The sequence below is a fragment of the Citrobacter sp. FP75 genome (genome assembly GCF_018342065.1).
In the GTDB taxonomy this organism is placed as follows: Bacteria; Pseudomonadota; Gammaproteobacteria; order Enterobacterales; family Enterobacteriaceae; genus Citrobacter.
The window spans coordinates 142,352-164,202 of record NZ_JAFDOE010000002.1; the positions used below are offsets into that span (position 1 = coordinate 142,352).

At 51.4% G+C, this 21,851-nt stretch carries 17 protein-coding genes and 1 other RNA gene; 15 read left to right on the forward strand and 3 right to left on the reverse strand.

Annotation, left to right across the window (positions count from 1 at the left end; genetic code table 11):
* Nucleotides 1-30: 30 nt before the first annotated feature.
* Complete coding sequence (gene kbaZ, locus JQ822_RS08350) at nucleotides 31-1,341, reverse strand: tagatose-bisphosphate aldolase subunit KbaZ (RefSeq protein WP_213133535.1); 1,311 nt, start codon at nucleotides 1,339-1,341, stop codon at nucleotides 31-33.
* A 220-nt stretch (nucleotides 1,342-1,561) separates the two neighbouring features.
* Between kbaZ and JQ822_RS08355 the strand changes: the two genes are divergently transcribed.
* Complete coding sequence (locus JQ822_RS08355; protein WP_213133082.1) at nucleotides 1,562-2,368, forward strand: DeoR family transcriptional regulator; 807 nt, start codon at nucleotides 1,562-1,564, stop codon at nucleotides 2,366-2,368.
* A gap of 58 nt (nucleotides 2,369-2,426) precedes the next feature.
* Here JQ822_RS08355 and garD read toward each other — a convergent pair whose 3' ends face one another.
* Nucleotides 2,427-3,998 carry a galactarate dehydratase gene (garD, locus tag JQ822_RS08360; protein ID WP_213133083.1) on the reverse strand — a complete coding sequence of 524 codons (1,572 nt, stop codon included), beginning with the start codon at nucleotides 3,996-3,998 and terminating at the stop codon, nucleotides 2,427-2,429.
* A gap of 396 nt (nucleotides 3,999-4,394) precedes the next feature.
* On the opposite strand from garD, the gene JQ822_RS08365 reads away from it, so the two are divergent.
* The 14 genes from JQ822_RS08365 (at nucleotide 4,395) to JQ822_RS08430 (ending at nucleotide 21,610) form a co-directional block, all read left to right on the forward strand.
* Nucleotides 4,395-5,729, forward strand: coding sequence for an MFS transporter (locus tag JQ822_RS08365; protein ID WP_213133084.1), 1,335 nt, complete (start codon nucleotides 4,395-4,397; stop codon nucleotides 5,727-5,729).
* A gap of 26 nt (nucleotides 5,730-5,755) precedes the next feature.
* Complete coding sequence (gene garL / locus JQ822_RS08370) at nucleotides 5,756-6,526, forward strand: 2-dehydro-3-deoxyglucarate aldolase (protein WP_213133085.1); 771 nt, start codon at nucleotides 5,756-5,758, stop codon at nucleotides 6,524-6,526.
* A 30-nt stretch (nucleotides 6,527-6,556) separates the two neighbouring features.
* The gene (garR, locus tag JQ822_RS08375) at nucleotides 6,557-7,447 is read left to right on the forward strand and encodes a 2-hydroxy-3-oxopropionate reductase (protein ID WP_096755560.1); all 891 of its coding nucleotides are present in this window, start codon (nucleotides 6,557-6,559) and stop codon (nucleotides 7,445-7,447) included.
* Between the two features lie 65 nt (nucleotides 7,448-7,512).
* A complete protein-coding gene (garK, locus tag JQ822_RS08380) occupies nucleotides 7,513-8,658 on the forward strand; it encodes a glycerate 2-kinase (protein WP_213133086.1) in 1,146 nt (381 codons plus the stop codon).
* A 32-nt stretch (nucleotides 8,659-8,690) separates the two neighbouring features.
* Nucleotides 8,691-9,067, forward strand: an RNA gene (gene rnpB, locus JQ822_RS08385) — RNase P RNA component class A.
* A gap of 764 nt (nucleotides 9,068-9,831) precedes the next feature.
* A complete protein-coding gene (gene tdcA, locus JQ822_RS08390; protein WP_213133087.1) occupies nucleotides 9,832-10,770 on the forward strand; it encodes a transcriptional regulator TdcA in 939 nt (312 codons plus the stop codon).
* A gap of 98 nt (nucleotides 10,771-10,868) precedes the next feature.
* Nucleotides 10,869-11,858: a bifunctional threonine ammonia-lyase/L-serine ammonia-lyase TdcB gene (tdcB, locus tag JQ822_RS08395; RefSeq protein WP_213133088.1), complete on the forward strand. Its 990-nt coding sequence runs from the start codon at nucleotides 10,869-10,871 to the stop codon at nucleotides 11,856-11,858.
* Between the two features lie 22 nt (nucleotides 11,859-11,880).
* A complete protein-coding gene (tdcC, locus tag JQ822_RS08400; RefSeq protein ID WP_213133089.1) occupies nucleotides 11,881-13,212 on the forward strand; it encodes a threonine/serine transporter TdcC in 1,332 nt (443 codons plus the stop codon).
* 31 nt (nucleotides 13,213-13,243) lie between these two features.
* Nucleotides 13,244-14,452 (forward strand): propionate kinase, encoded by a 1,209-nt coding sequence (gene tdcD, locus JQ822_RS08405; RefSeq protein ID WP_213133090.1) that lies wholly within the window; start codon nucleotides 13,244-13,246, stop codon nucleotides 14,450-14,452.
* A gap of 28 nt (nucleotides 14,453-14,480) precedes the next feature.
* The gene (gene pflB / locus JQ822_RS08410) at nucleotides 14,481-16,775 is read left to right on the forward strand and encodes a formate C-acetyltransferase (protein WP_213133091.1); all 2,295 of its coding nucleotides are present in this window, start codon (nucleotides 14,481-14,483) and stop codon (nucleotides 16,773-16,775) included.
* Between the two features lie 13 nt (nucleotides 16,776-16,788).
* Nucleotides 16,789-17,184, forward strand: coding sequence for an enamine/imine deaminase (locus tag JQ822_RS08415; protein ID WP_213133092.1), 396 nt, complete (start codon nucleotides 16,789-16,791; stop codon nucleotides 17,182-17,184).
* A gap of 90 nt (nucleotides 17,185-17,274) precedes the next feature.
* On the forward strand, nucleotides 17,275-18,639 hold the full coding sequence (gene tdcG / locus JQ822_RS08420; RefSeq protein ID WP_213133093.1) for an L-serine ammonia-lyase: 1,365 nt from the start codon (nucleotides 17,275-17,277) through the stop codon (nucleotides 18,637-18,639).
* Between the two features lie 304 nt (nucleotides 18,640-18,943).
* Complete coding sequence (locus JQ822_RS08425) at nucleotides 18,944-20,275, forward strand: HAAAP family serine/threonine permease (RefSeq protein ID WP_213133094.1); 1,332 nt, start codon at nucleotides 18,944-18,946, stop codon at nucleotides 20,273-20,275.
* Between the two features lie 24 nt (nucleotides 20,276-20,299).
* The gene (locus JQ822_RS08430; RefSeq protein WP_213133095.1) at nucleotides 20,300-21,610 is read left to right on the forward strand and encodes an L-cysteine desulfidase family protein; all 1,311 of its coding nucleotides are present in this window, start codon (nucleotides 20,300-20,302) and stop codon (nucleotides 21,608-21,610) included.
* A gap of 54 nt (nucleotides 21,611-21,664) precedes the next feature.
* On the opposite strand, the gene JQ822_RS08435 is transcribed toward JQ822_RS08430, so the two are convergent.
* Nucleotides 21,665-21,826 (reverse strand): hypothetical protein, encoded by a 162-nt coding sequence (locus JQ822_RS08435; RefSeq protein ID WP_213133096.1) that lies wholly within the window; start codon nucleotides 21,824-21,826, stop codon nucleotides 21,665-21,667.
* Nucleotides 21,827-21,851 lie beyond the last annotated feature (25 nt).

Here is a 21,851-nt window from a genome sequence, read left to right on the forward strand (position 1 = left end):
TTTTTCTCTTTTTTGTTATGCGTTATGTGATCATGCGCCCTGGCAGGCACGGTGGTATTGCTGCAGTATGTCCTGAATATGGTTAATGATGAGTTCTCGCGGCGTGGCGTTGAGATCTCCCTCGCGCACTTTTACGTACTGTAACGGTAAGTACTGGCTAATCAGCGGCAGTGGGATAGGCTCGTCCGCGAGGTTGCGAACCAGTCGGTCGAAGGCATCATCAATCTGGCTGTCTGGCCAATAGTAACGCACCCGATCGGAGTAGCTGTATCCGCGCGCCAGACGGCGTGCATGGCCATCTCCGTGGTAATGGCTCTGCCAGTATTCCGGGCGATCAAGCATCACGCTTTCCAGAACATGTCGCAGACCTGAGCAGGCTTTTGCTGGCAGTAATTCTTCTTCAATAGCAGCCAGTGAAAACAGTGCTTCACGCAGGGCGAAGGTCAGAGCCGGGCCCACTTTCAGAATAGCGAAGTGATCTATCACCAGTTGACGCAAGGACTGTGGCGTCTGGTAATCGGTAGAATGCGCTTCAAATACCAGCGTGTCGTAGTCCTCCACCATTTTGCTGAGTGCCACGGCTTTCTGCGGTTGATAATCAATGATGTGCGTGTGGTCGAATTCGACGCCGGGCTGCACCACCAGCGCGATAATGCGTGGCCAGATGCCGTCCAGGCCCTGCTTTTCAAACGCGTGATGGTGGGCTTCCAGCGTGGCGCGTGCGGCGTCAGGCGTGGTGACCTCCAGTTCCGTTAGCGTTTCGTGGGCGCCGCCGGGTACCGGAACCTCTGTGCCTATCACGTAAACCAGATCAGACTCGCCAAAATATGCCGTACAGGTTTCTTCGGCGACCTTCGCCAGACGAGCAGCGCGCTCAGCGACGATGGCATCGGTTAATGGAACAGGATCGCCATGACAGGACATGCTGCAATCCAGGTGGATTTTTTTAAATCCTGCCGCCACGTAACTTTTGATGAGATCGTCGGCATTGGCCATTGCCTGTTCTGCGGGCAGTTGTTGCCAGCGATTAGGGCCGAGATGGTCCCCGCCCAGAATCAATTGGTCATGGGGAAAATCAAACGAGTCGGCCAGGCTGTAGACAAAACGGCGAAAATCGGCTGGCGTCATACCCGTATAGCCGCCAAACTGGTCAACCTGATTGGACGTTGCTTCAATCAACAACGGTGTCTGGTTTACATGGGCGTAGCGTATTGCTGATTCCAGTACCAGTGGATGCGCGGAACAAACGGCATAAATCCCGTTTGTCTTCCCCCGTTTATGCTGCTCCACCATTTTAGTTAGATGTTTCACTTTCCTCTCCAGGTCAGATGATAACGACATCATTCTTTCGTTTTGTTTCATTTGATACTGCTTTATGTCGCCATAAAAATAAAACGAAAGATGCTTGTTTTCCGATCTGTTTCACAAAAGAAACATAATGAAAGGTTTCAGCGGCGATGCAACCGATAACTGAGGCGGTTGCGGCGCTTGCATTCCGGTAAAAGAAAGGCGTTAATAGGTAAAACGAAATGAAACGAAAGAATTAACTAAAGGATTTCTTATGAGCAATACCGATTCTGCAAGTAAGCGGGTAACAGGTACCAGCGAGCGGCGCGAGCAGATCATCCAGCGGTTGCGACAGCAAGGAAGCGTGCAGGTAAACGATCTTTCTGTTTTGTTCGGTGTTTCTACGGTGACGATCCGCAACGATCTGGCTTTTCTGGAAAAGCAGGGCATTGCTGTTCGAGCCTACGGTGGTGCGCTGATCTGCGACAGCAATACGGCGGGTGCAGAGCCTTCAGTTGAAGACAAAAGCTCACTGAATACTGCAGTAAAACGCAGTATTGCCAGGGCTGCTGCTGGGCTGATAAAACCCGGGCATCGCGTGATCCTTGATTCCGGCACCACGACCTACGAAATTGCCCGTCTGATGCGCCAGCATACCGATGTGATTGCGATGACCAACGGTATGAACGTCGCCAGTGCCTTGCTGGAAGCTGAAGGTGTCGAGCTGTTGATGACTGGCGGACATCTGCGTCGTCAGTCGTTGTCTTTTTATGGCGATCAGGCTGAGCAGTCTTTGCAGAATTACCACTTCGACATGCTGTTTCTTGGCGTCGATGCTATTGATTTAGAACGCGGTGTAAGCACGCACAATGAAGACGAAGCCAGGCTTAACCGTCGGATGTGTGAAGTGGCAGAGCGGATTATCGTCGTGACTGACTCCAGCAAGTTCAATCGTTCCAGCCTGCATAAGATTATCGATACCCAGCGGATTGATATGATTATTGTTGATGAAGGTATTCCAGCGGAGAACCTGGAAGAGTTACGCAAGCATGGAATTGATGTGGTCCTGGTGAGTATCTGACTAAAAGGAAGGGAAGCGTGAGTACTTCCCTATCTGTAGCTGAGGTTTACTTCATAAATCAGGTCACCGGCGCTGGGTTAAATACCGCCAGCTGGTTGTGCAGTCCCCACTGATCCGAGAAGGTTTTCTTGCGTCCGCTGGCGACGTCGAGAATGAATTCGAACAACTTCAGGCCCACGTCTTCAATCGTTTCTTCTCCGGTGGCGATGGTGCCTGCGTTGATGTCCATCAGGTCAAACCAACGATTGGCCAGTTCGGTACGTGTCGCCATTTTTATTACCGGTACCGCCATCAGACCGTACGGCGTGCCGCGACCGGTGGTGAACACCTGCACGGTGATCCCGGAAGCGACCTGCTGCGTGCCGCACACAAAATCGCTGGCGGGAGTGGCGGCGTAAATCAGTCCGCGTTTTGTGGGGCGCTGTCCCGGCGACAATACTTCGACGATGGCACTCTTGCCTGATTTGGCAATAGAACCCAGCGCTTTTTCCACCACGTTTGCCAGCCCGCCTTTCTTGTTGCCCGGAGATGGGTTGGCGCTGCGGTCAGTTTTGCCCATATCAAGATAGTTATCGTACCAGGCCATCTCTTCCAATAGACGTTTACCCACCTCTTCGTTAATTGCGCGCGGGGTCAGAAGATGGATTGCATCACGCACTTCAGTAACTTCCGAGAACATCACGGTTGCGCCGCAGCGCACCAGCAGATCGGACGCGTAGCCCACTGCCGGGTTAGCCGTTACGCCAGAAAACGCATCGCTGCCGCCACACTGCATGCCAACCACCAGTTCTGATGCCGGGCAGGTTTCACGCTGGCGCTGGTTGAGTTTTGCCAGATGGCGCTCGGCAACCTGCAAAATATCTTCAACCATGGATTTAAAGCCGACATGCTTTTCATCCTGCAGGCTGACAATGCTGGCGCTGTCCACCGGAATGCTTTTCACATCGTGCGTGCCTTCCAGCAGGCGTTCCGGCTGGAGTTTTTCGCAGCCCAGGCCAACAACCATCACTTCGCCACCGAAGTTCGGGTTCAGGGCAATATTATGGATAGTGCGAATCGGCACGATAGCGGCCGGCGCATTGATTGCCACCCCGCAGCCATACAGATGGTTTAGCCCTACCACGCCGTCAACGTTCGGGTATTTGGGCAGCAGATCGCGCTCAATGATTTTCACCACATAATCCACCACTCCCGCCACACAGTGTACGCTGGTGGAGATACCGAGCAGGTTCTTGGTGCCAACGCTGCCGTCTGCGTTGCGGTAGCCTTCGAAGGTGTAACCTTCCAGAGGCGGAAGCGGTTCCGGCACTTTGGTCGCCAGGGGCAGCGTCTCCAGCGGTGGAGCTTTGGGCAGCTCAACCATAGACTCATCAATCCAGCTACCGCGTACGATGTTGCGAACGGCGTAGCCGATCACTTCGCCATAGCGCACGATTTCGCCGTGAACAACAATATCCGTGAGCGCCACTTTATGGCCCTGGGGAATATGTTCAATCAGCGTCAGTCCGTCCGGGAAACGCGTCCCGGCTTTCAGACCGTTGTCATTGACAATAATCGCCACATTATCTGTGTCATGTACTTTAATATAAAACGCCGTTGGCGATTCTTGTCTAATTTCGATGTCGGCCATTGTCCAGTATTCTCCAGCCAGGTGGTGATAATAGATATATATCGAATCTAATTATAAGTAATAAAGACTCAGTGTCGTGAAATAAGAATGTCAGGAGTTTAAATTTAAGAATGTGATCAACATCACTTAATGTCGGCAACGCCGCGCCACCAGAGGTACCAAACCCTAAATGTGTGCATTAGCGCCCATGATTATGTGCATTTGCATAAAATAATATTTTAATGCGCAATCTTAAATGAGCGATTGCACAATGATTAACGATGGCGTGCTGATTATACTGAATCACGGTTTAATAGCGACTGATAAATAACAGCGTCATTTTTTTCTGTGATTTATCATCGAACATACCCTCAAAAAATAATAATAAAAATATTTTATGTGTCAGAGGTAAATAGAATGATACTGGATACGGTTGTAGAGAAAAAGAAAGGTACGCACACTCGATATTTAATACTGCTGATAATATTTATTGTCACTGCCGTTAACTATGCGGACCGCGCGACGCTGTCCATTGCCGGTACTGAAGTGGCAAAAGAGCTGCAGCTCAGCGCCATATCAATGGGTTACATTTTCTCCGCCTTCGGCTGGGCCTATTTGCTGATGCAGATCCCCGGTGGCTGGCTTCTCGATAAGTTTGGTTCGAAGAAAGTTTATACCTGGAGCCTGTTCTTCTGGTCGCTGTTTACCTTCCTGCAGGGGTTTGTCGATATGTTCCCGCTGGCCTGGGCGGGTATCTCAATGTTTATCATGCGTTTTATGCTGGGCTTCTCGGAAGCGCCTTCCTTCCCGGCTAACGCCCGTATTGTTGCGGCCTGGTTCCCGACCAAAGAGCGCGGTACGGCATCCGCAATTTTTAACTCCGCACAGTATTTCTCGCTGGCGCTATTTTCACCACTGCTGGGCTGGCTGACCTTCGCCTGGGGCTGGGAACATGTCTTTACCGTGATGGGCGTGATTGGCTTTGTGCTGACCGGGCTGTGGGTAAAGTTCGTTCACAACCCAACCGACCATCCGCGTATGTCGCCGGAGGAGCTGAAGTTTATTGCGGATAACGGCGCCGTGGTCGATATGGATCATAAAAAGCCGGGAAGCGATGCCGCAAAAGGCCCGAAACTGGAGTACATCAAGCAGTTGCTCAGCAGCCGCATGATGTTAGGTATCTTTTTCGGTCAGTATTTCTTAAACACCATCACCTGGTTCTTCCTTACCTGGTTTCCAATTTACCTGGTGCAGGATAAGGGCATGTCGATTCTGAAAGTGGGGATGGTGGCTTCTATTCCGGCACTGTGCGGTTTTGCTGGCGGTGTGCTGGGCGGATTGTTCTCTGACTACCTCATTCGTCGAGGTTGCACGCTGACCTTTGCGCGTAAGCTGCCTATTGTGCTGGGAATGCTGCTGGCATCGACGATTATTCTGTGTAACTACACCGACAGTACGGTGCTGGTGGTGGCGCTGATGGCGCTGGCATTCTTCGGTAAAGGTTTTGGTGCATTGGGTTGGCCGGTTATCTCCGACGTGGCACCGAAAGAAATTGTGGGGCTGTGTGGCGCGCTGTTTAACGTCTTCGGTAACGTGGCCTCTATCGCCACCCCGCTGGTAATTGGCTACATCGTTAGCGAACTGCACTCCTTTAATGGCGCACTGATTTTTGTAGGCTGTTCTGCGCTGATGATGATGGTTTGCTACCTGTTCGTGGTGGGCGACATCAAACGTCTGGAACTGCGGAAGTAAGTCACGACTAACTTAAGGTAATGAAAATGGATAACGCGATTTTCCCGAACAAATTTAAAGCGGCCCTCGCGGCGCATCAGGTTCAGATTGGCTGCTGGTCCGCACTGGCAAGCCCGATCAGTACCGAAGTGTTAGGCCTGGCAGGTTTTGACTGGCTGGTGCTGGACGGCGAACATGCGCCAAACGATATCTCGACGTTTATCCCTCAACTGATGGCGCTGAAAGGCAGTTCCAGTGCACCGGTTGTACGCGTGCCGACCAACGAACCGGTGATCATCAAGCGTCTGCTGGATATCGGTTTCTATAACTTCCTGATCCCATTTGTTGAGACCGAAGAAGAAGCGGTGAACGCCGTGGCGTCTACCCGCTATCCACCGGAAGGTATTCGCGGTGTGTCCGTTTCCCACCGCGCCAATATGTTTGGCACCGTGCCGGACTACTTCGCACAGTCAAACAAAAACATCACCATTATTGTGCAGATCGAAAGCCAGCAAGGTGTTGATAACGTGGATGCGATTGCTGCAACCGAAGGCGTTGACGGTATCTTCGTCGGCCCAAGCGATTTGGCCGCAGCGTTAGGTCACCTGGGTAATGCTTCTCACCCTGAGGTGCAGAAGGCGATTCAACACATCTTTGCCCGCGCGAAAGCACATGGCAAACCAGGCGGCATTCTGGCACCGGTAGAGGCAGATGCACGTCGCTATCTGGAGTGGGGCGCGACGTTTGTTGCCGTCGGCAGCGACCTTGGCGTGTTCCGTTCAGCCACACAGAAACTGGCTGATTCTTTTAAGAAATAACCACCATCGACAGTAGAGAGAGATAAAGATATGACAATGAAAGTTGGTTTTATTGGTCTCGGTATTATGGGTAAACCAATGAGTAAAAACCTCCTCAAGGCAGGTTACTCGCTGGTGGTTGCTGACCGTAACCCGGAAGCGATTGCGGAAGTAATAGCCGCAGGCGCCGAAACGGCGACGACGGCGAAAGCCATTGCCGAGCAGTGTGATGTGATCATCACCATGCTGCCGAACTCTCCACATGTGAAAGAAGTCGCGCTGGGCGAAGGCGGAATCATTGAAGGCGCGAAGCCTGGCACTGTGCTGATCGACATGAGTTCCATCGCACCACTGGCGAGCCGTGAAATCAGCGACGCGCTGAAAGCGAAAGGCGTGGATATGCTGGATGCGCCCGTAAGCGGCGGCGAACCGAAAGCGATCGATGGCACCCTGTCGGTGATGGTGGGGGGGGATAAAGCGATTTTCGACAAGTACTACGATCTGCTGAAAGCCATGGCGGGTTCCGTGGTGCATACCGGCGACATTGGCGCAGGTAACGTCACCAAACTGGCAAACCAGGTGATCGTGGCGCTGAACATTGCGGCGATGTCTGAAGCGCTGACCCTGGCGACCAAAGCGGGCGTGAACCCGGATCTGGTGTACCAGGCCATTCGCGGTGGCCTGGCGGGCAGCACGGTGCTGGATGCGAAAGCGCCGATGGTAATGGATCGTAACTTTAAGCCAGGTTTCCGTATCGACCTGCACATCAAAGATCTGGCGAATGCGCTGGATACCTCGCACGGCGTGGGCGCACAGCTGCCGCTGACTGCAGCCGTAATGGAGATGATGCAGGCGCTGCGTGCTGATGGCCTGGGAACAGCCGACCACAGTGCTCTGGCATGCTACTACGAAAAACTGGCGAAAGTGGAAGTCACTCGCTAACAAGAAGGGCGCAGATGTGCGCCCTGTATTTCTTGCCTTGCGCGGCACTGTCAGGCTACATAACTATGAAAATCGTAATTGCCCCAGACTCTTATAAAGAAAGCCTTTCTGCCACCGAGGTGGCTCAGGCGATAGAAAAAGGATTTCGGGAAGTTTTTCCTGATGCGCAATATGTTTCTGTTCCGGTCGCCGACGGCGGCGAAGGGACCGTCGAAGCCATGATCGCCGCCACGCAGGGGACTGAACATTCCGCTCAGGTGACAGGGCCGCTGGGCGAAAAAGTGAATGCCAGCTGGGGCATGTCCGGAGATGGCAACACCGCGTTTATCGAAATGGCGGCAGCCAGTGGTCTGGCGTTGGTTCCTCCTGAAAAACGCAACCCCTTAATTACCACCTCGCGCGGCACTGGAGAATTGATTCTAAAAGCGCTGGAAAGTGGCGCGCAGAACATCATTATTGGTATTGGCGGCAGTGCGACCAACGACGGTGGCGCGGGAATGGTACAAGCGCTGGGGGCAAAACTCTGTGACGCCAATGGCACTGAAATTGGCAATGGCGGCGGTAGCCTGATTAGCCTGAATACCATCGATATTTCGGGCCTGGATCCACGATTAAAAACCTGTTCAATTCGCGTGGCCTGCGATGTGACTAACCCGTTGACGGGCGATACTGGCGCTTCCCGCATTTTTGGTCCACAGAAAGGGGCAACGGAAGAACGCATTATCGAGCTGGACCGCAATCTTTCTCACTATGCCGACATCATAAAAAAATCGTTGCGGGTCGATGTGAAGAACGTTCCCGGTGCCGGAGCTGCCGGTGGTATGGGCGCTGCGTTAATGGCATTTTTGGGCGCGGAGTTGCGCAGCGGGATAGAGATCGTGACCCAGGCGCTCAATCTGGAAGAGCATATTCACGACTGTACGCTGGTGGTCACCGGTGAAGGGCGCATCGACAGCCAGAGTATTCACGGCAAAGTGCCTGTCGGCGTAGCAAGCGTGGCGAAGAAGTATCACAAGCCGGTGATTGGTATTGCGGGCAGTCTGACGCGCGATGTGGGCGTGGTACATCAATATGGTATCGATGCCGTGTTTAGTGTATTGACCAGCATAGGCACGATGGAAGAGGCCTTCCGCGGGGCATTTGATAATATTTATCGGGCATCCAGAAACATTGCCGCCACGCTGGCGATAGGAATGCGCAGTGCGGGGTGACATTGGCACGCAAACCCTCTATACTTCGCGCCGAAGCTGACCAGACAGTCGCCGCTTCGTCGTCGTCCTCTTCGGGGGAGACGGGCGGAGGGGAGGAAAGTCCGGGCTCCATAGGGCAGGGTGCCAGGTAACGCCTGGGGGGGAAACCCACGACCAGTGCAACAGAGAGCAAACCGCCGATGGCCCACGCAAGTGGGATCAGGTAAGGGTGAAAGGGTGCGGTAAGAGCGCACCGCGCGGCTGGTAACAGTCCGTGGCACGGTAAACTCCACCCGGAGCAAGGCCAAATAGGGGTTCACAAGGTACGGCCCGTACTGAACCCGGGTAGGCTGCTTGAGCCAGTGAGCGATTGCTGGCCTAGATGAATGACTGTCCACGACAGAACCCGGCTTATCGGTCAGCTTCAACTATTAAGAAAACCCCGCTTCGGCGGGGTTTTTGCTTTTGTGGACTGGTCAGTTTTTGTCGACCGGATAAGATGTCCGGATCGCCATTCGGCAAATTTGCCGTAGATCCAGTTTTTATTTCACCATTATTTATACGCAAAACGCCTTTTTCAGCGGGGAAGGAGTTGCTGAATATTTCCAGTTCTGTGACGACAAACACAAAACGCTGTGCGATACGTTTTTCTCGAGAAGAAACGAACGCAATCGATCGCCATCACAAAATTACTTGCTGATAAATCACCAAAAAACAGTGTTAATATATTGTTGTATTTGATAATTACTTGTGTGTTTTATTTTAAACAATAATAACTGCAATGTTTATTTACAAACAAATAAGGCAAAATAATGTGATGCAAGGCGTTATTTAATCAAAATAATAATTAAAATATAATTTTATTTGATAAGTTACTCATTAAATTTAAGCGTTATTCTGACTGATAATCCTCCTGTAATTGCTTGAAATATCGCCATTCGCCTGTTTTTAAAATATCGATCAAAGACTGCGTGTTATCACCATAAAAAATTGTTATCCCCCCATATTTTTTTGATTAAAGTCAGGTTATAGCAAGATCGTTATTTTACAACTCGTTGATTTTTAATAATTTTAGTGTTTTATAATAATCTTACAAAATGTAAGTGAAGGGGATTTGTGAGTGGTAGCACATATCCGTGAACGCTTAATTTGGTACACTTCCTGCCGTCAACAAAGTAATTAGAGTAGGTCGATATGAATACTATTTCTCTCCCTAAAACACAGCACTTAGTGGTCTTTCAGGAAGTCATTAGAAGTGGTTCTATCGGCTCAGCTGCAAAAGAATTAGGTTTAACTCAACCCGCTGTTAGCAAAATCATAAATGATGTTGAGGCTTATTTTGGCATTGAGTTAGTGGTGCGTAAAAATACGGGTGTCACATTGACTCAGGCAGGTCAGGTGATGCTCTCATGGTCTGAATCTATTACCCGTGAAATGAAGAACATGGTTGATGAGATGAATAGCATGACGAGCAATGCGGTTGTTGATGTGTCGTTTGGCTTCCCATCACTGATTGCCTTTACCATCATGTCCGGCATGATTAAGAAGTTTAAAGAGGTGTTCCCGAAAGCGCAGGTTTCGATGTATGAAGCTCAGCTCTCCTCCTTCTTACCTGCGGTGCGTGACGGGCGTCTGGACTTCGCTATCGGTACGCTGAGCGATGAGATGAAACTGCACGATCTCCATGTGGAACCGCTGTTCGAGTCAGAGTTTGTTCTGGTTGCCAGCAAGTCCCGAACATGCACCGGCATCACCACGCTGAGCGCGTTGAAAGACGAACAGTGGGTGTTGCCACAAACGAATATGGGGTACTACAGCGAGCTTCTTACCACGTTACAAAAAAATGGCATCAGCAGTGAAAACATCGTTAATACTGACTCGGTCGTCACGATTTATAATCTTGTTCTCAATGCTGATTTCTTAACAGTAATTCCCTGCGATATGACCTCTCCATTTGGTTCAAACCAGTTTATTACTATCCCGGTAGAAGAGGCCTTACCGGTTGCGCGTTATGCTGCCGTATGGTCTAAAAATTATCGAATAAAAAAAGCAGCATCTATTTTGGTGGAATTAGCCAAAGAATATTCATCATATAATTGTCAACGACGAAAGCAGTTAATTGAAGTTGAGTAAAGATTAAACTCGATTTAATACGAAATTAACGCCATCGGTCTATATCAGACGTTGGTCACGGCTATCTATTTACTTTAATACCCAGGTAAGAGGTTCTAATGCACATTACATACGATCTCCCGGTTGCAATTGAAGATATCCTCGAAGCGAAAAAAAGACTGGCGGGGAAAATTTATAAAACGGGAATGCCTCGCTCGAACTATTTTAGTGAACGTTGCAAAGGGGAAATTTTCCTCAAGTTTGAAAACATGCAACGTACCGGTTCATTTAAAATCCGCGGTGCCTTTAACAAACTCAGTTCATTAACTGAAGCTGAAAGATGTAAAGGTGTGGTGGCGTGTTCTGCTGGCAACCATGCGCAGGGGGTTTCCCTCTCTTGTGCAATGCTCGGTATCGACGGCAAAGTGGTGATGCCTAAAGGCGCACCGAAGTCTAAAGTGGCTGCCACCTGCGACTACTCTGCAGAAGTTGTGCTACACGGTGACAACTTCAACGACACTATCGCCAAGGTGAGCGAGATTGTTGAGAACGAAGGCCGCATCTTTATTCCTCCTTATGATGATCCGAAAGTGATTGCCGGCCAGGGGACTATTGGTCTGGAAATTCTGGAAGATCTGTATGATGTCGATAACGTGATTGTGCCAATTGGCGGCGGCGGACTGATTGCGGGTATTGCTGTAGCCATTAAATCTATCAACCCGACAATTAAAATCATTGGCGTACAGTCTGAAAACGTTCACGGTATGGCGGCCTCTTTCCACGCTGGAGAAATAACCACGCACCGAACGACCGGCACCCTGGCGGATGGTTGTGACGTCTCCCGCCCGGGTACTTTAACCTATGAAATCGTTCGTGAGTTAGTGGATGACATCGTCCTGGTCAGCGAAGATGAAATTCGCAACAGTATGGTGGCCTTAATTCAGCGAAATAAAGTCGTAACAGAAGGCGCGGGTGCGCTGGCATGTGCTGCATTATTAAGCGGGAAATTAGATAGCTATATCCAGAACAGAAAAACAGTCAGTATTATTTCTGGCGGTAATATCGATCTTTCTCGTGTATCCCAAATTACTGGTTTAGTTGACGCTTAATATTTTTCGTTGAGGATAGGATATGAGTACTACTGATAGCATTGTATCCAGCCAGACAAAACAATCGTCCTGGCGCAAATCGGACACCACCTGGACACTGGGTTTATTTGGTACAGCCATCGGCGCCGGGGTGTTGTTCTTCCCTATCCGCGCAGGTTTTGGCGGGCTGATCCCCATTCTGTTGATGCTGGTGTTAGCGTACCCCATCGCGTTCTATTGCCACCGTGCACTGGCGCGCCTGTGTCTTTCTGGTTCTAACCCTTCCGGTAACATCACAGAAACGGTTGAAGAGCACTTTGGTAAAACGGGCGGCGTGGTCATCACGTTCCTTTACTTCTTTGCGATTTGCCCACTGCTGTGGATTTACGGTGTCACCATTACCAACACCTTTATGACCTTCTGGGAAAACCAGTTGCAGATGCCAGCGCTTAACCGTGGCTTCGTGGCACTGTTCCTTCTGCTGTTGATGGCATTCGTCATCTACTTTGGTAAGGATCTGATGGTTAAAGTAATGAGCTTCCTGGTATGGCCGTTTATTGCCAGCCTGGTGCTCATCTCCCTGTCCCTGATCCCTTACTGGAACTCAGCGGTTATCCAGCAGGTGGACCTCAGCAATATAGCGTTGACCGGACATGACGGTATTCTGGTCACCGTGTGGCTGGGTATTTCCATCATGGTGTTCTCCTTCAACTTCTCGCCAATTGTTTCTTCCTTCGTGGTTTCTAAACGCGAAGAGTATGAGAAAGATTTTGGTCGCGAATTTACCGAGCAGAAATGTTCCAAGATCATCTCCCGCGCCAGTATGCTGATGGTTGCTGTGGTCATGTTCTTCGCCTTTAGCTGCCTGTTTACGCTGTCTCCGGCAAACATGGCGGAAGCTAAAGCACAGAACATCCCGGTTCTTTCTTACCTGGCGAACCACTTTGCTTCACTGTCTGGCACTAAATCGACCTTCGCGACCGTTCTTGAATACGGGGCTTCTATCATCGCACTGGTCGCAATCTTCAAATCTTTCTTCGGCCACTATCTGGGTACGCTGGAAGGTCTGAACGGTCTGGTCCTGAAGTTTGGTTATAAAGGTGATAAGACCAAAGTCTCCGTTGGCAAACTTAACACCATCAGCATGATCTTCATCATGGGGTCTACCTGGGTTGTGGCCTACGCCAACCCGAATATCCTGGACCTGATTGAAGCAATGGGCGCACCAATTATCGCCTCACTGCTCTGCCTGCTGCCGATGTATGCCATCCGTAAAGCGCCGTCACTGGCAAAATACCGTGGCCGTCTGGATAACGTGTTTGTTACTGCGATTGGTCTGCTGACTATCCTGAACATCGTCTACAAACTGTTTTAATCCTTAAGCTCAGGATGAGCGGAGTAGTGAAATGAATGAGTTTCCGGTAGTACTGGTTATTAACTGTGGTTCATCTTCTATTAAATTCTCAGTGCTGGATGCAGCCAACTGTGATGTTTTAATGGCGGGAATTGCAGACGGTATTAACTCTGAAAATGCGTTCATAGCAATTAATGGTGGAGAGCCAGCTAAGCTGGCTCACCACAGCTACGAAGACGCATTAAAGGCCATTGCCGTTGAACTGGAAAAACGTAATTTAATGGACAGTGTGGCCTTAATTGGCCACCGTATTGCCCACGGTGGAAGTATCTTTACGGAATCCGCGATAATTACTGATGAAGTTATCGAGAATATTCGTAGGGTATCTCCTTTAGCACCATTACATAATTATGCGAACCTGAGCGGGATTGAATCCGCGCAACATCTTTTCCCAGGCCGGCAGCAGGTTGCGGTATTTGATACCAGCTTCCACCAGACGATGGAACCTGAAGCTTATCTGTACGGTTTACCGTGGAAATATTTTGAAGAGCTGGGCGTTCGTCGCTATGGCTTCCACGGTACGTCGCACCGCTATGTTTCTCAGCGAGCCCATGAATTACTCGGCCTGCAAAGTGATGATTCAGGCCTGGTTGTGGCGCACCTGGGTAACGGTGCTTCCATCTGTGCAGTCCGTAACGGGCAAAGCGTGGATACCTCAATGGGTATGACGCCGCTGGAAGGACTGATGATGGGCACGCGCAGCGGTGATGTAGACTTTGGCGCGATGGCGTGGGTGGCAAGCGTTACCAACCAGACGCTGAGCGACCTTGAGCGCGTAGTCAATAAAGAGTCTGGCCTGCTGGGTATTTCCGGTTTGTCCTCTGACTTACGTACGCTGGAAAAAGCCTGGCACGAAGGGCACGAGCGTGCGCAGCTGGCGATAAAAACGTTTGTGCATCGTATCGCACGCCATATCGCCGGACACGCCGCATCGTTACATCGTCTTGATGGGATTATTTTCACCGGCGGAATTGGTGAAAACTCAGTCTTAATTCGCCGTCTGGTGATTGAACATCTGGCCGTATTAGGTGTGAATATCGACAGCGAAATGAATAGTCTGCCAAATTCCCATGGCGAAAGAATTATCTCAAATAAAGATGCGCGTGTTATTTGTGCGGTTATTCCGACGAATGAAGAAAAAATGATTGCGCGTGATGCCATTGCGTTAGGCAAAATTAATACACCAGTAGAATTTGCATAATTAATTTTCAGCAGAGAGATTATTTTTCATGAAGGTAAATATCGATACCAGCGATATGCTGTATGCCGAAGCCTGGAATGGCTTTAAAGGTACGGACTGGAAAGAAGAAATTAATGTCCGTGATTTTATTCAGCACAACTATACGCCTTATGAAGGGGATGAATCTTTCCTCGCCGAAGCGACGCCAGCAACCACAGCATTGTGGGAAAAAGTGATGGCGGGCATCCGTATTGAAAACTCGACGCATGCGCCGGTTGATTTCGATACCAATATTGCCACCACGATTACCGCGCACGATGCCGGTTATATTGAACAAGAACTGGAAAAGATCGTCGGTCTGCAAACGGATAAGCCGCTCAAGCGTGCTCTGCATCCGTTTGGCGGCATCAACATGATCAAAAGCTCTTTCGATGCTTATGGTCGTGAAATGGATGCTGATTTTGAGTATCAATATACTGAGCTGCGTAAAACCCATAACCAGGGTGTATTCGACGCTTATTCACCGGATATGCTGCGCTGCCGTAAGTCCGGCGTATTAACCGGTTTGCCGGATGGCTATGGCCGTGGTCGTATCATTGGTGATTACCGCCGCGTTGCGCTGTACGGTATTCGCTACCTGGTGCGCGAACGCGAGCAGCAGTTTGCCGATCTTCAGTCGAATCTGGAGTGGGGACAGAATCTTGAAGCCACGATTCGTCTGCGTGAAGAGCTGTCTGAACACCGTCGTGCATTGTTGCAAATGCAGGAAATGGCGGCGAAATACGGTTGCGATATCTCCCGTCCGGCGCGTAACGCGCAGGAAGCCGTTCAGTGGGTGTACTTTGCCTACCTGGCTGCGGTGAAATCGCAGAACGGCGGTGCCATGTCGCTGGGCCGTACTGCCTCGTTCCTCGATATTTACATCGAACGCGACTTCAAAGCTGGCGTCTTGAACGAGCAGCAGGCGCAGGAATTGATCGACCACTTCATCATGAAGATCCGCATGGTGCGCTTCCTGCGTACGCCGGAATTCGACACCCTGTTCTCCGGCGATCCTATCTGGGCGACCGAAGTTATCGGTGGGATGGGGCTGGATGGTCGCACGCTGGTCACCAAAAACTCGTTCCGCTACCTGCATACGCTGCACACCATGGGCCCGGCGCCAGAGCCGAACCTGACGGTGCTGTGGTCTGAAGGTTTACCGATTGCCTTCAAAAAATATGCCGCTCAGGTGTCTATCGTCACCTCGTCTTTACAGTACGAAAACGACGATCTGATGCGTGCTGATTTTGACAGCGATGACTATGCCATCGCCTGCTGCGTCAGCCCGATGGTTATCGGCAAGCAAATGCAGTTCTTTGGTGCGCGTGCCAACCTCGCTAAAACGCTGCTGTATGCAATCAACGGTGGTGTGGATGAGAAGCTGAAAATCCAGGTCGGGCCGAAAACCGCGCCGCTGATGGATGACGTGCTGGATTACGACACGGTGATGGAGAGCCTGGACCACTTTATGGACTGGCTGGCGGTGCAGTACATCAGCGCACTGAACATCATTCACTACATGCACGACAAGTACAGCTACGAAGCCTCGCTGATGGCGCTGCACGATCGTGATGTTTATCGCACCATGGCGTGCGGTATGGCGGGTTTGTCCGTCGCGGCGGATTCCCTGTCAGCTATCAAATATGCACGCGTCAAACCGATTCGTGATGAAAATGGCCTGGCGGTCGATTTCGAAATCGAAGGCGACTATCCGCAGTACGGTAACAACGATGAACGCGTAGACAGCATTGCCTGCGACCTGGTTGAACGCTTTATGAAGAAAATTAAAGTGTTGCCAACCTACCGTAACGCGGTACCGACGCAGTCTATTCTGACCATCACCTCCAACGTGGTGTACGGCCAGAAAACCGGTAACACGCCGGACGGACGTCGAGCAGGTACACCGTTTGCGCCAGGGGCGAACCCAATGCACGGTCGCGATCGCAAAGGTGCCGTTGCGTCGTTAACCTCGGTGGCCAAACTGCCGTTTACCTATGCCAAAGACGGTATCTCGTACACCTTCTCGATTGTGCCGGCCGCGCTGGGCAAAGAAGATAGCGTGCGTAAAACCAACCTGGTTGGGCTGCTGGATGGTTACTTCCATCATGAAGCACATGTCGAAGGCGGGCAGCACCTGAACGTTAACGTCATGAACCGCGAAATGTTGATGGATGCCATTGAGCACCCGGAAAACTATCCGAACCTGACGATCCGCGTGTCTGGCTATGCGGTGCGCTTCAATGCGCTGACCCGTGAACAGCAGCAGGATGTTATTTCACGTACTTTCACCCAGGCGCTTTAACGCCGGAGGGGCTATGAGAAAAGTTATTGCAACCGAGTGTGCGCCAGGGGCTATCGGACCTTACGTACAGGGTGTGGATCTGGGCAGCATGGTGTTCACATCAGGTCAGATCCCGGTGTGTCCACAGACCGGTGAAGTGGCAGAACACGTGACCGATCAGGCGCGTCAGAGTCTGGAAAACGTGAAAGCGATCGTCGAGTCTGCTGGTTTGAAAGTGAACGACATCGTGAAGACCACCGTTTTCGTGGCCGATCTGAATGACTTCGCCACCATTAATCAGGTATATCAGCAGTTTTTTGATGAGCACGAAGCAATCTACCCGGCACGCAGCTGTGTGCAGGTCGCCCGTTTGCCGAAGGACGTGAAGCTGGAGATTGAAGCCATCGCCGTTCGCGGCGACACGGTGTAATCCCTTGCGGGGCGATCCTCATGATCGCCCCGATCCCTTTAATGAGTGTGAAACCTGGTCTTCACTGAACGGCAATCCGAGGGTGTGGATATGATTAGCGCATTCGATATTTTTAAGATTGGCATTGGACCTTCCAGCTCCCATACCGTGGGGCCAATGAACGCAGGTAAAAGCTTTATCGACCAACTGGTCAGTAGCGGAGAATTGCACCAGACCACGCATATTGTGGTCGATCTTTATGGATCGCTGTCCCTGACCGGAAAAGGTCATGCGACCGATGTCGCCATCATGATGGGGTTGGCAGGTAACAGTCCGCAAAACGTGAATATTGATTCCATTGCGGGTTTTACCCAGGAAGTGGCCCGAACCGGACGTTTGCCGGTGGCAGAGGGCACGCATATCGTTGATTTCCCTCCTGCTGAGAATATTCTCTTCCATAGCGAAACGCTCCCACGCCATGAAAATGGTATGCGCATCACCGCGTGCAATGGTGAAAATACGCTGTTACGCAAAACCTATTACTCCGTTGGCGGTGGTTTTATCGTTGAAGAGGAGCAATTTGGTCAGGCGCACGACGTTGAAGCACATGTTCCATACAACTTTCATTCCGCTAGCGAACTGCTGAAACTGTGCGAGCGGAACGGACTGTCCGTTTCCGGTCTGATGATGCAAAACGAGCTGGCGATGCGCAGCAAAGATGAGATTGACGCTGGCTTTGCGGCGATCTGGGATGTCATGCACGCCGGTATTGAGCGCGGCATGAACACCGAAGGCGTCCTGCCTGGCCCGCTCAACGTTCCGCGTCGTGCCGTGGCATTACGTCGGTTGCTGGTTTCCAGCGATAACTTATCCAGCGACCCGATGAACGTCATCGACTGGATCAATATGTTCGCGCTGGCCGTGAGCGAAGAAAACGCTGCCGGGTGTCGGGTTGTTACTGCCCCGACAAATGGCGCATGTGGCATTATTCCCGCTGTGCTGGCCTATTACGACAAGTTCCGGCGTCCGGTGAATGCGAACTCCATCGCCCGTTATTTACTGGCTGCGGGGGCGATAGGTGCGTTGTATAAGATGAACGCGTCTATCTCAGGTGCCGAAGTGGGTTGCCAGGGTGAGATTGGCGTGGCCTGCTCCATGGCCGCTGCCGGACTGACTGAGCTGCTCGGCGGTAGCCCGGCTCAGGTCTGTATTGCTGCTGAAATCGCCATGGAACATAACCTGGGGCTAACCTGTGACCCGGTCGCGGGACAGGTGCAAATTCCGTGTATTGAACGTAATGCGATCAACGCAGTAAAAGCGGTTAACGCCGCGCGCATGGCGCTGCGCCGCACGTCGGAGCCACGGGTGTCGCTCGATAAAGTGATCGAGACGATGTACGAAACCGGCAAAGACATGAACGATAAATACCGTGAAACCTCGCGCGGTGGCTTGGCGATCAAAGTGGTGTGTATGTGAGGTTAATTGCCATCCTGCAATGAATTAATCAGCATGGTATGACAAAAAAGGTGCACTTCGGTGCATCTTTTTTTTGTTGTGATCCGCTTCAAAAACAGAAATTAGTCCCACCTTTAATCATTTTAAGAGAAAATATTTCTTAACCTTTAGCGATTGTAGGGGTTTGTTTGTGAAGTTTTTCTCTGACCCTGAGCGTATGATTTCTTCATTCTAATAGCTCGCCTGCACCTTATGTATTGCGTATCGCCTTGAAGCAGTACGAAAAAAATAAAAAAACCTCTACCTACACATTAAGCGGGAAATTATGGAAACGGCTACGAATAACAGCGTAATACTCGACGCATCCGCTCCGGCGCGTCGGGCAGGAATGACCGAAAGCGAATGGCAGGAAGCCATTAAGTTCGACAGCATGGACACTGGCTGGGTCATTATGAGTATCGGTATGGCGATTGGTGCAGGGATTGTTTTTCTTCCCGTCCAGGTCGGCCTGATGGGACTGTGGGTGTTCCTGCTCTCCTCCATTATCGGCTATCCGGCCATGTATTTGTTCCAGCGTTTGTTCATCAACACGCTGGCTGAGTCTCCTGAGTGCAAAGATTACCCGAGCGTTATTAGCGGTTATTTAGGCAAAAACTGGGGCATCCTGTTAGGTGCGCTGTATTTTGTGATGCTGGTTATCTGGATGTTCGTTTATTCCACCGCCATCACCAACGACAGCGCCTCATATCTGCATACGTTTGGCGTTACCGAAGGTTTACTGTCCGACAGCCCGTTCTATGGCCTGGTGCTGATTTGCATCCTGGTGGCCATCTCGTCGCGCGGCGAAAAACTGCTGTTTAAAATCTCCACCGGTATGGTGTTGACCAAGCTGCTGGTCGTTGCTGCCCTTGGGGTGTCGATGGTGGGGATGTGGCATTTGTATAACGCAGGCACGCTGCCGCCGATGGGGCTGCTGATCAAGAATGCGATTATTACGCTGCCCTTTACGCTAACCTCGATTCTGTTTATTCAAACCTTAAGCCCGATGGTTATCTCGTACCGCTCTCGCGCAAAATCCATTGAGGTCGCGCGTCATAAAGCGCTGCGTGCCATGAACATCGCGTTCGGCATTCTGTTTGTTACCGTCTTTTTCTACGCCGTTTCCTTCACGCTGGCGATGGGCCACGACGAAGCAGTTAAAGCCTATGAGCAGAATATTTCCGCTCTGGCGATTGCCGCGCAGTTTATCAGCGGTGATGGTGCTGGTTGGGTGAAAATCGTCAGCGTTATTCTGAATATTTTCGCCGTAATGACCGCTTTCTTCGGCGTCTACTTAGGTTTCCGCGAAGCAACTCAGGGGATCGTGATGAACGTTCTGCGCCGCAAAATGCCCGCCGAGAAAATCAACGAAACCCTGGTTCAGCGCGGCATCATGGTCTTCGCCATCTTACTGGCCTGGAGCGCCATTGTACTCAATGCGCCGGTCCTGAGCTTCACCTCTATTTGTAGCCCAATCTTCGGCATGGTGGGCTGTTTGATCCCGGCCTGGCTGGTCTACAAAGTTCCTGCACTGCACAAATATAAAGGCGCCTCCCTGTATCTGATTATCATCACAGGTCTGCTGTTGTGCGTTTCTCCGTTCCTGGCATTTTCTTGAGTTATCTGAGTAAAGGTCGTTGTTATGTTTGAGACTACATTGAATCCATTATGGGACTGTTTTATCCGCGCGGTGCAGGAAGAAGTTAAGCCTGCCCTGGGCTGCACCGAACCTATCTCTCTGGCTCTGGCGGCGGCGGTCGCATCTTCTGAGCTGAACGGCGTGGTTAAACGCATTGATGCGTGGGTCTCACCAAACCTGATGAAGAACGGTATGGGCGTGACCGTGCCGGGTACCGGGATGGTAGGGTTGCCCGTAGCCGCAGCGCTGGGTGCGCTGGGCGGGAATGCCAACGCGGGTTTAGAAGTGCTGAAGGATGCGTCTGCAGAGGCAATCGCTGATGCCAAAGCGATGCTGACTGCCGGAAACGTGGCGGTGATGCTGCAGCAGCCTTGCGAGGATATTCTCTTCTCACGCGCTAAGGTGTACAGCAGTGAAGGGTGGGCGTGCGTAACAATTGTTGGCGGTCATACCAACATTGTGCGCATCGAGACCAACAACGGCGTGGTTTTCAGCAAAGAAGAGCAGGCGCTGGATGAAGAGCAGGATTCGCCGCTGGCGGTGTTATCCCACACCTCGCTGGAAGAGATTCTGGCGTTTGTGAATGCGGTGCCGTTTGAGTCAATCCGCTTTATCCTGGATGCGGCAAAACTGAACGGGGCGCTGTCTCAGGAAGGGCTGCGCGGTACCTGGGGTTTGCACATCGGATCAACGCTTGAGAAACAGTGTGCCCGTGGCCTGCTGGCAAACGATCTCTCAACCTCAATTTTGATTCGCACCAGTGCGGCATCAGATGCGCGAATGGGCGGGGCGACGCTGCCGGCGATGAGCAACTCCGGTTCCGGTAATCAGGGTATCACTGCCACGGTTCCGGTGATGGTGGTGGCTGAGCATTTTGGTGCAGATGATGAAAAGCTGGCGCGTGCGCTGATGCTGTCACACCTGAGCGCCATCTATATCCATCATCAGCTTCCGCGTTTGTCGGCGCTGTGTGCGGCAACCACGGCGGCGATGGGCGCGGCGGCGGGTATGGCATGGCTGGTGGATGGGCGCTATAACACCATTGCGATGGCGATCAGCAGTATGATTGGCGATGTGAGTGGGATGATTTGCGATGGCGCGTCAAACAGCTGCGCGATGAAAGTCTCTACCAGCGCGTCAGCGGCGTGGAAGGCGGTGCTTATGGCGCTGGACGATACGGCAGTGACCGGTAACGAAGGGATTGTGGCGCATAACGTGGAGCAATCTATTGCGAATCTGTGCGCGCTGGCCTGTCGTTCGATGCAGGAAACAGACAAGCAGATCATTGAGATCATGGCCAGTAAGGCACATTAATCTCCAGGCCGGGTAAGGCGGATTCGCCACCCGGCATAAGTCTAAGCCGCCTTTTCAGGCGGCTTCTTCGTCTTCCAGCCGTAGCTCGGCATCGGCAACAATCGCTTCCAGTTCCGTCAGCATATCTTCGTAGCCGAAGGGTTTGGCCTGAACAACCGTTTCCTGGATTTTGGCGGCAACCGCTGGTTTACGCTTTTTTGACGCTTTCTTGCTCATAGTCGTACTCCCTTGTTTTTCCTGA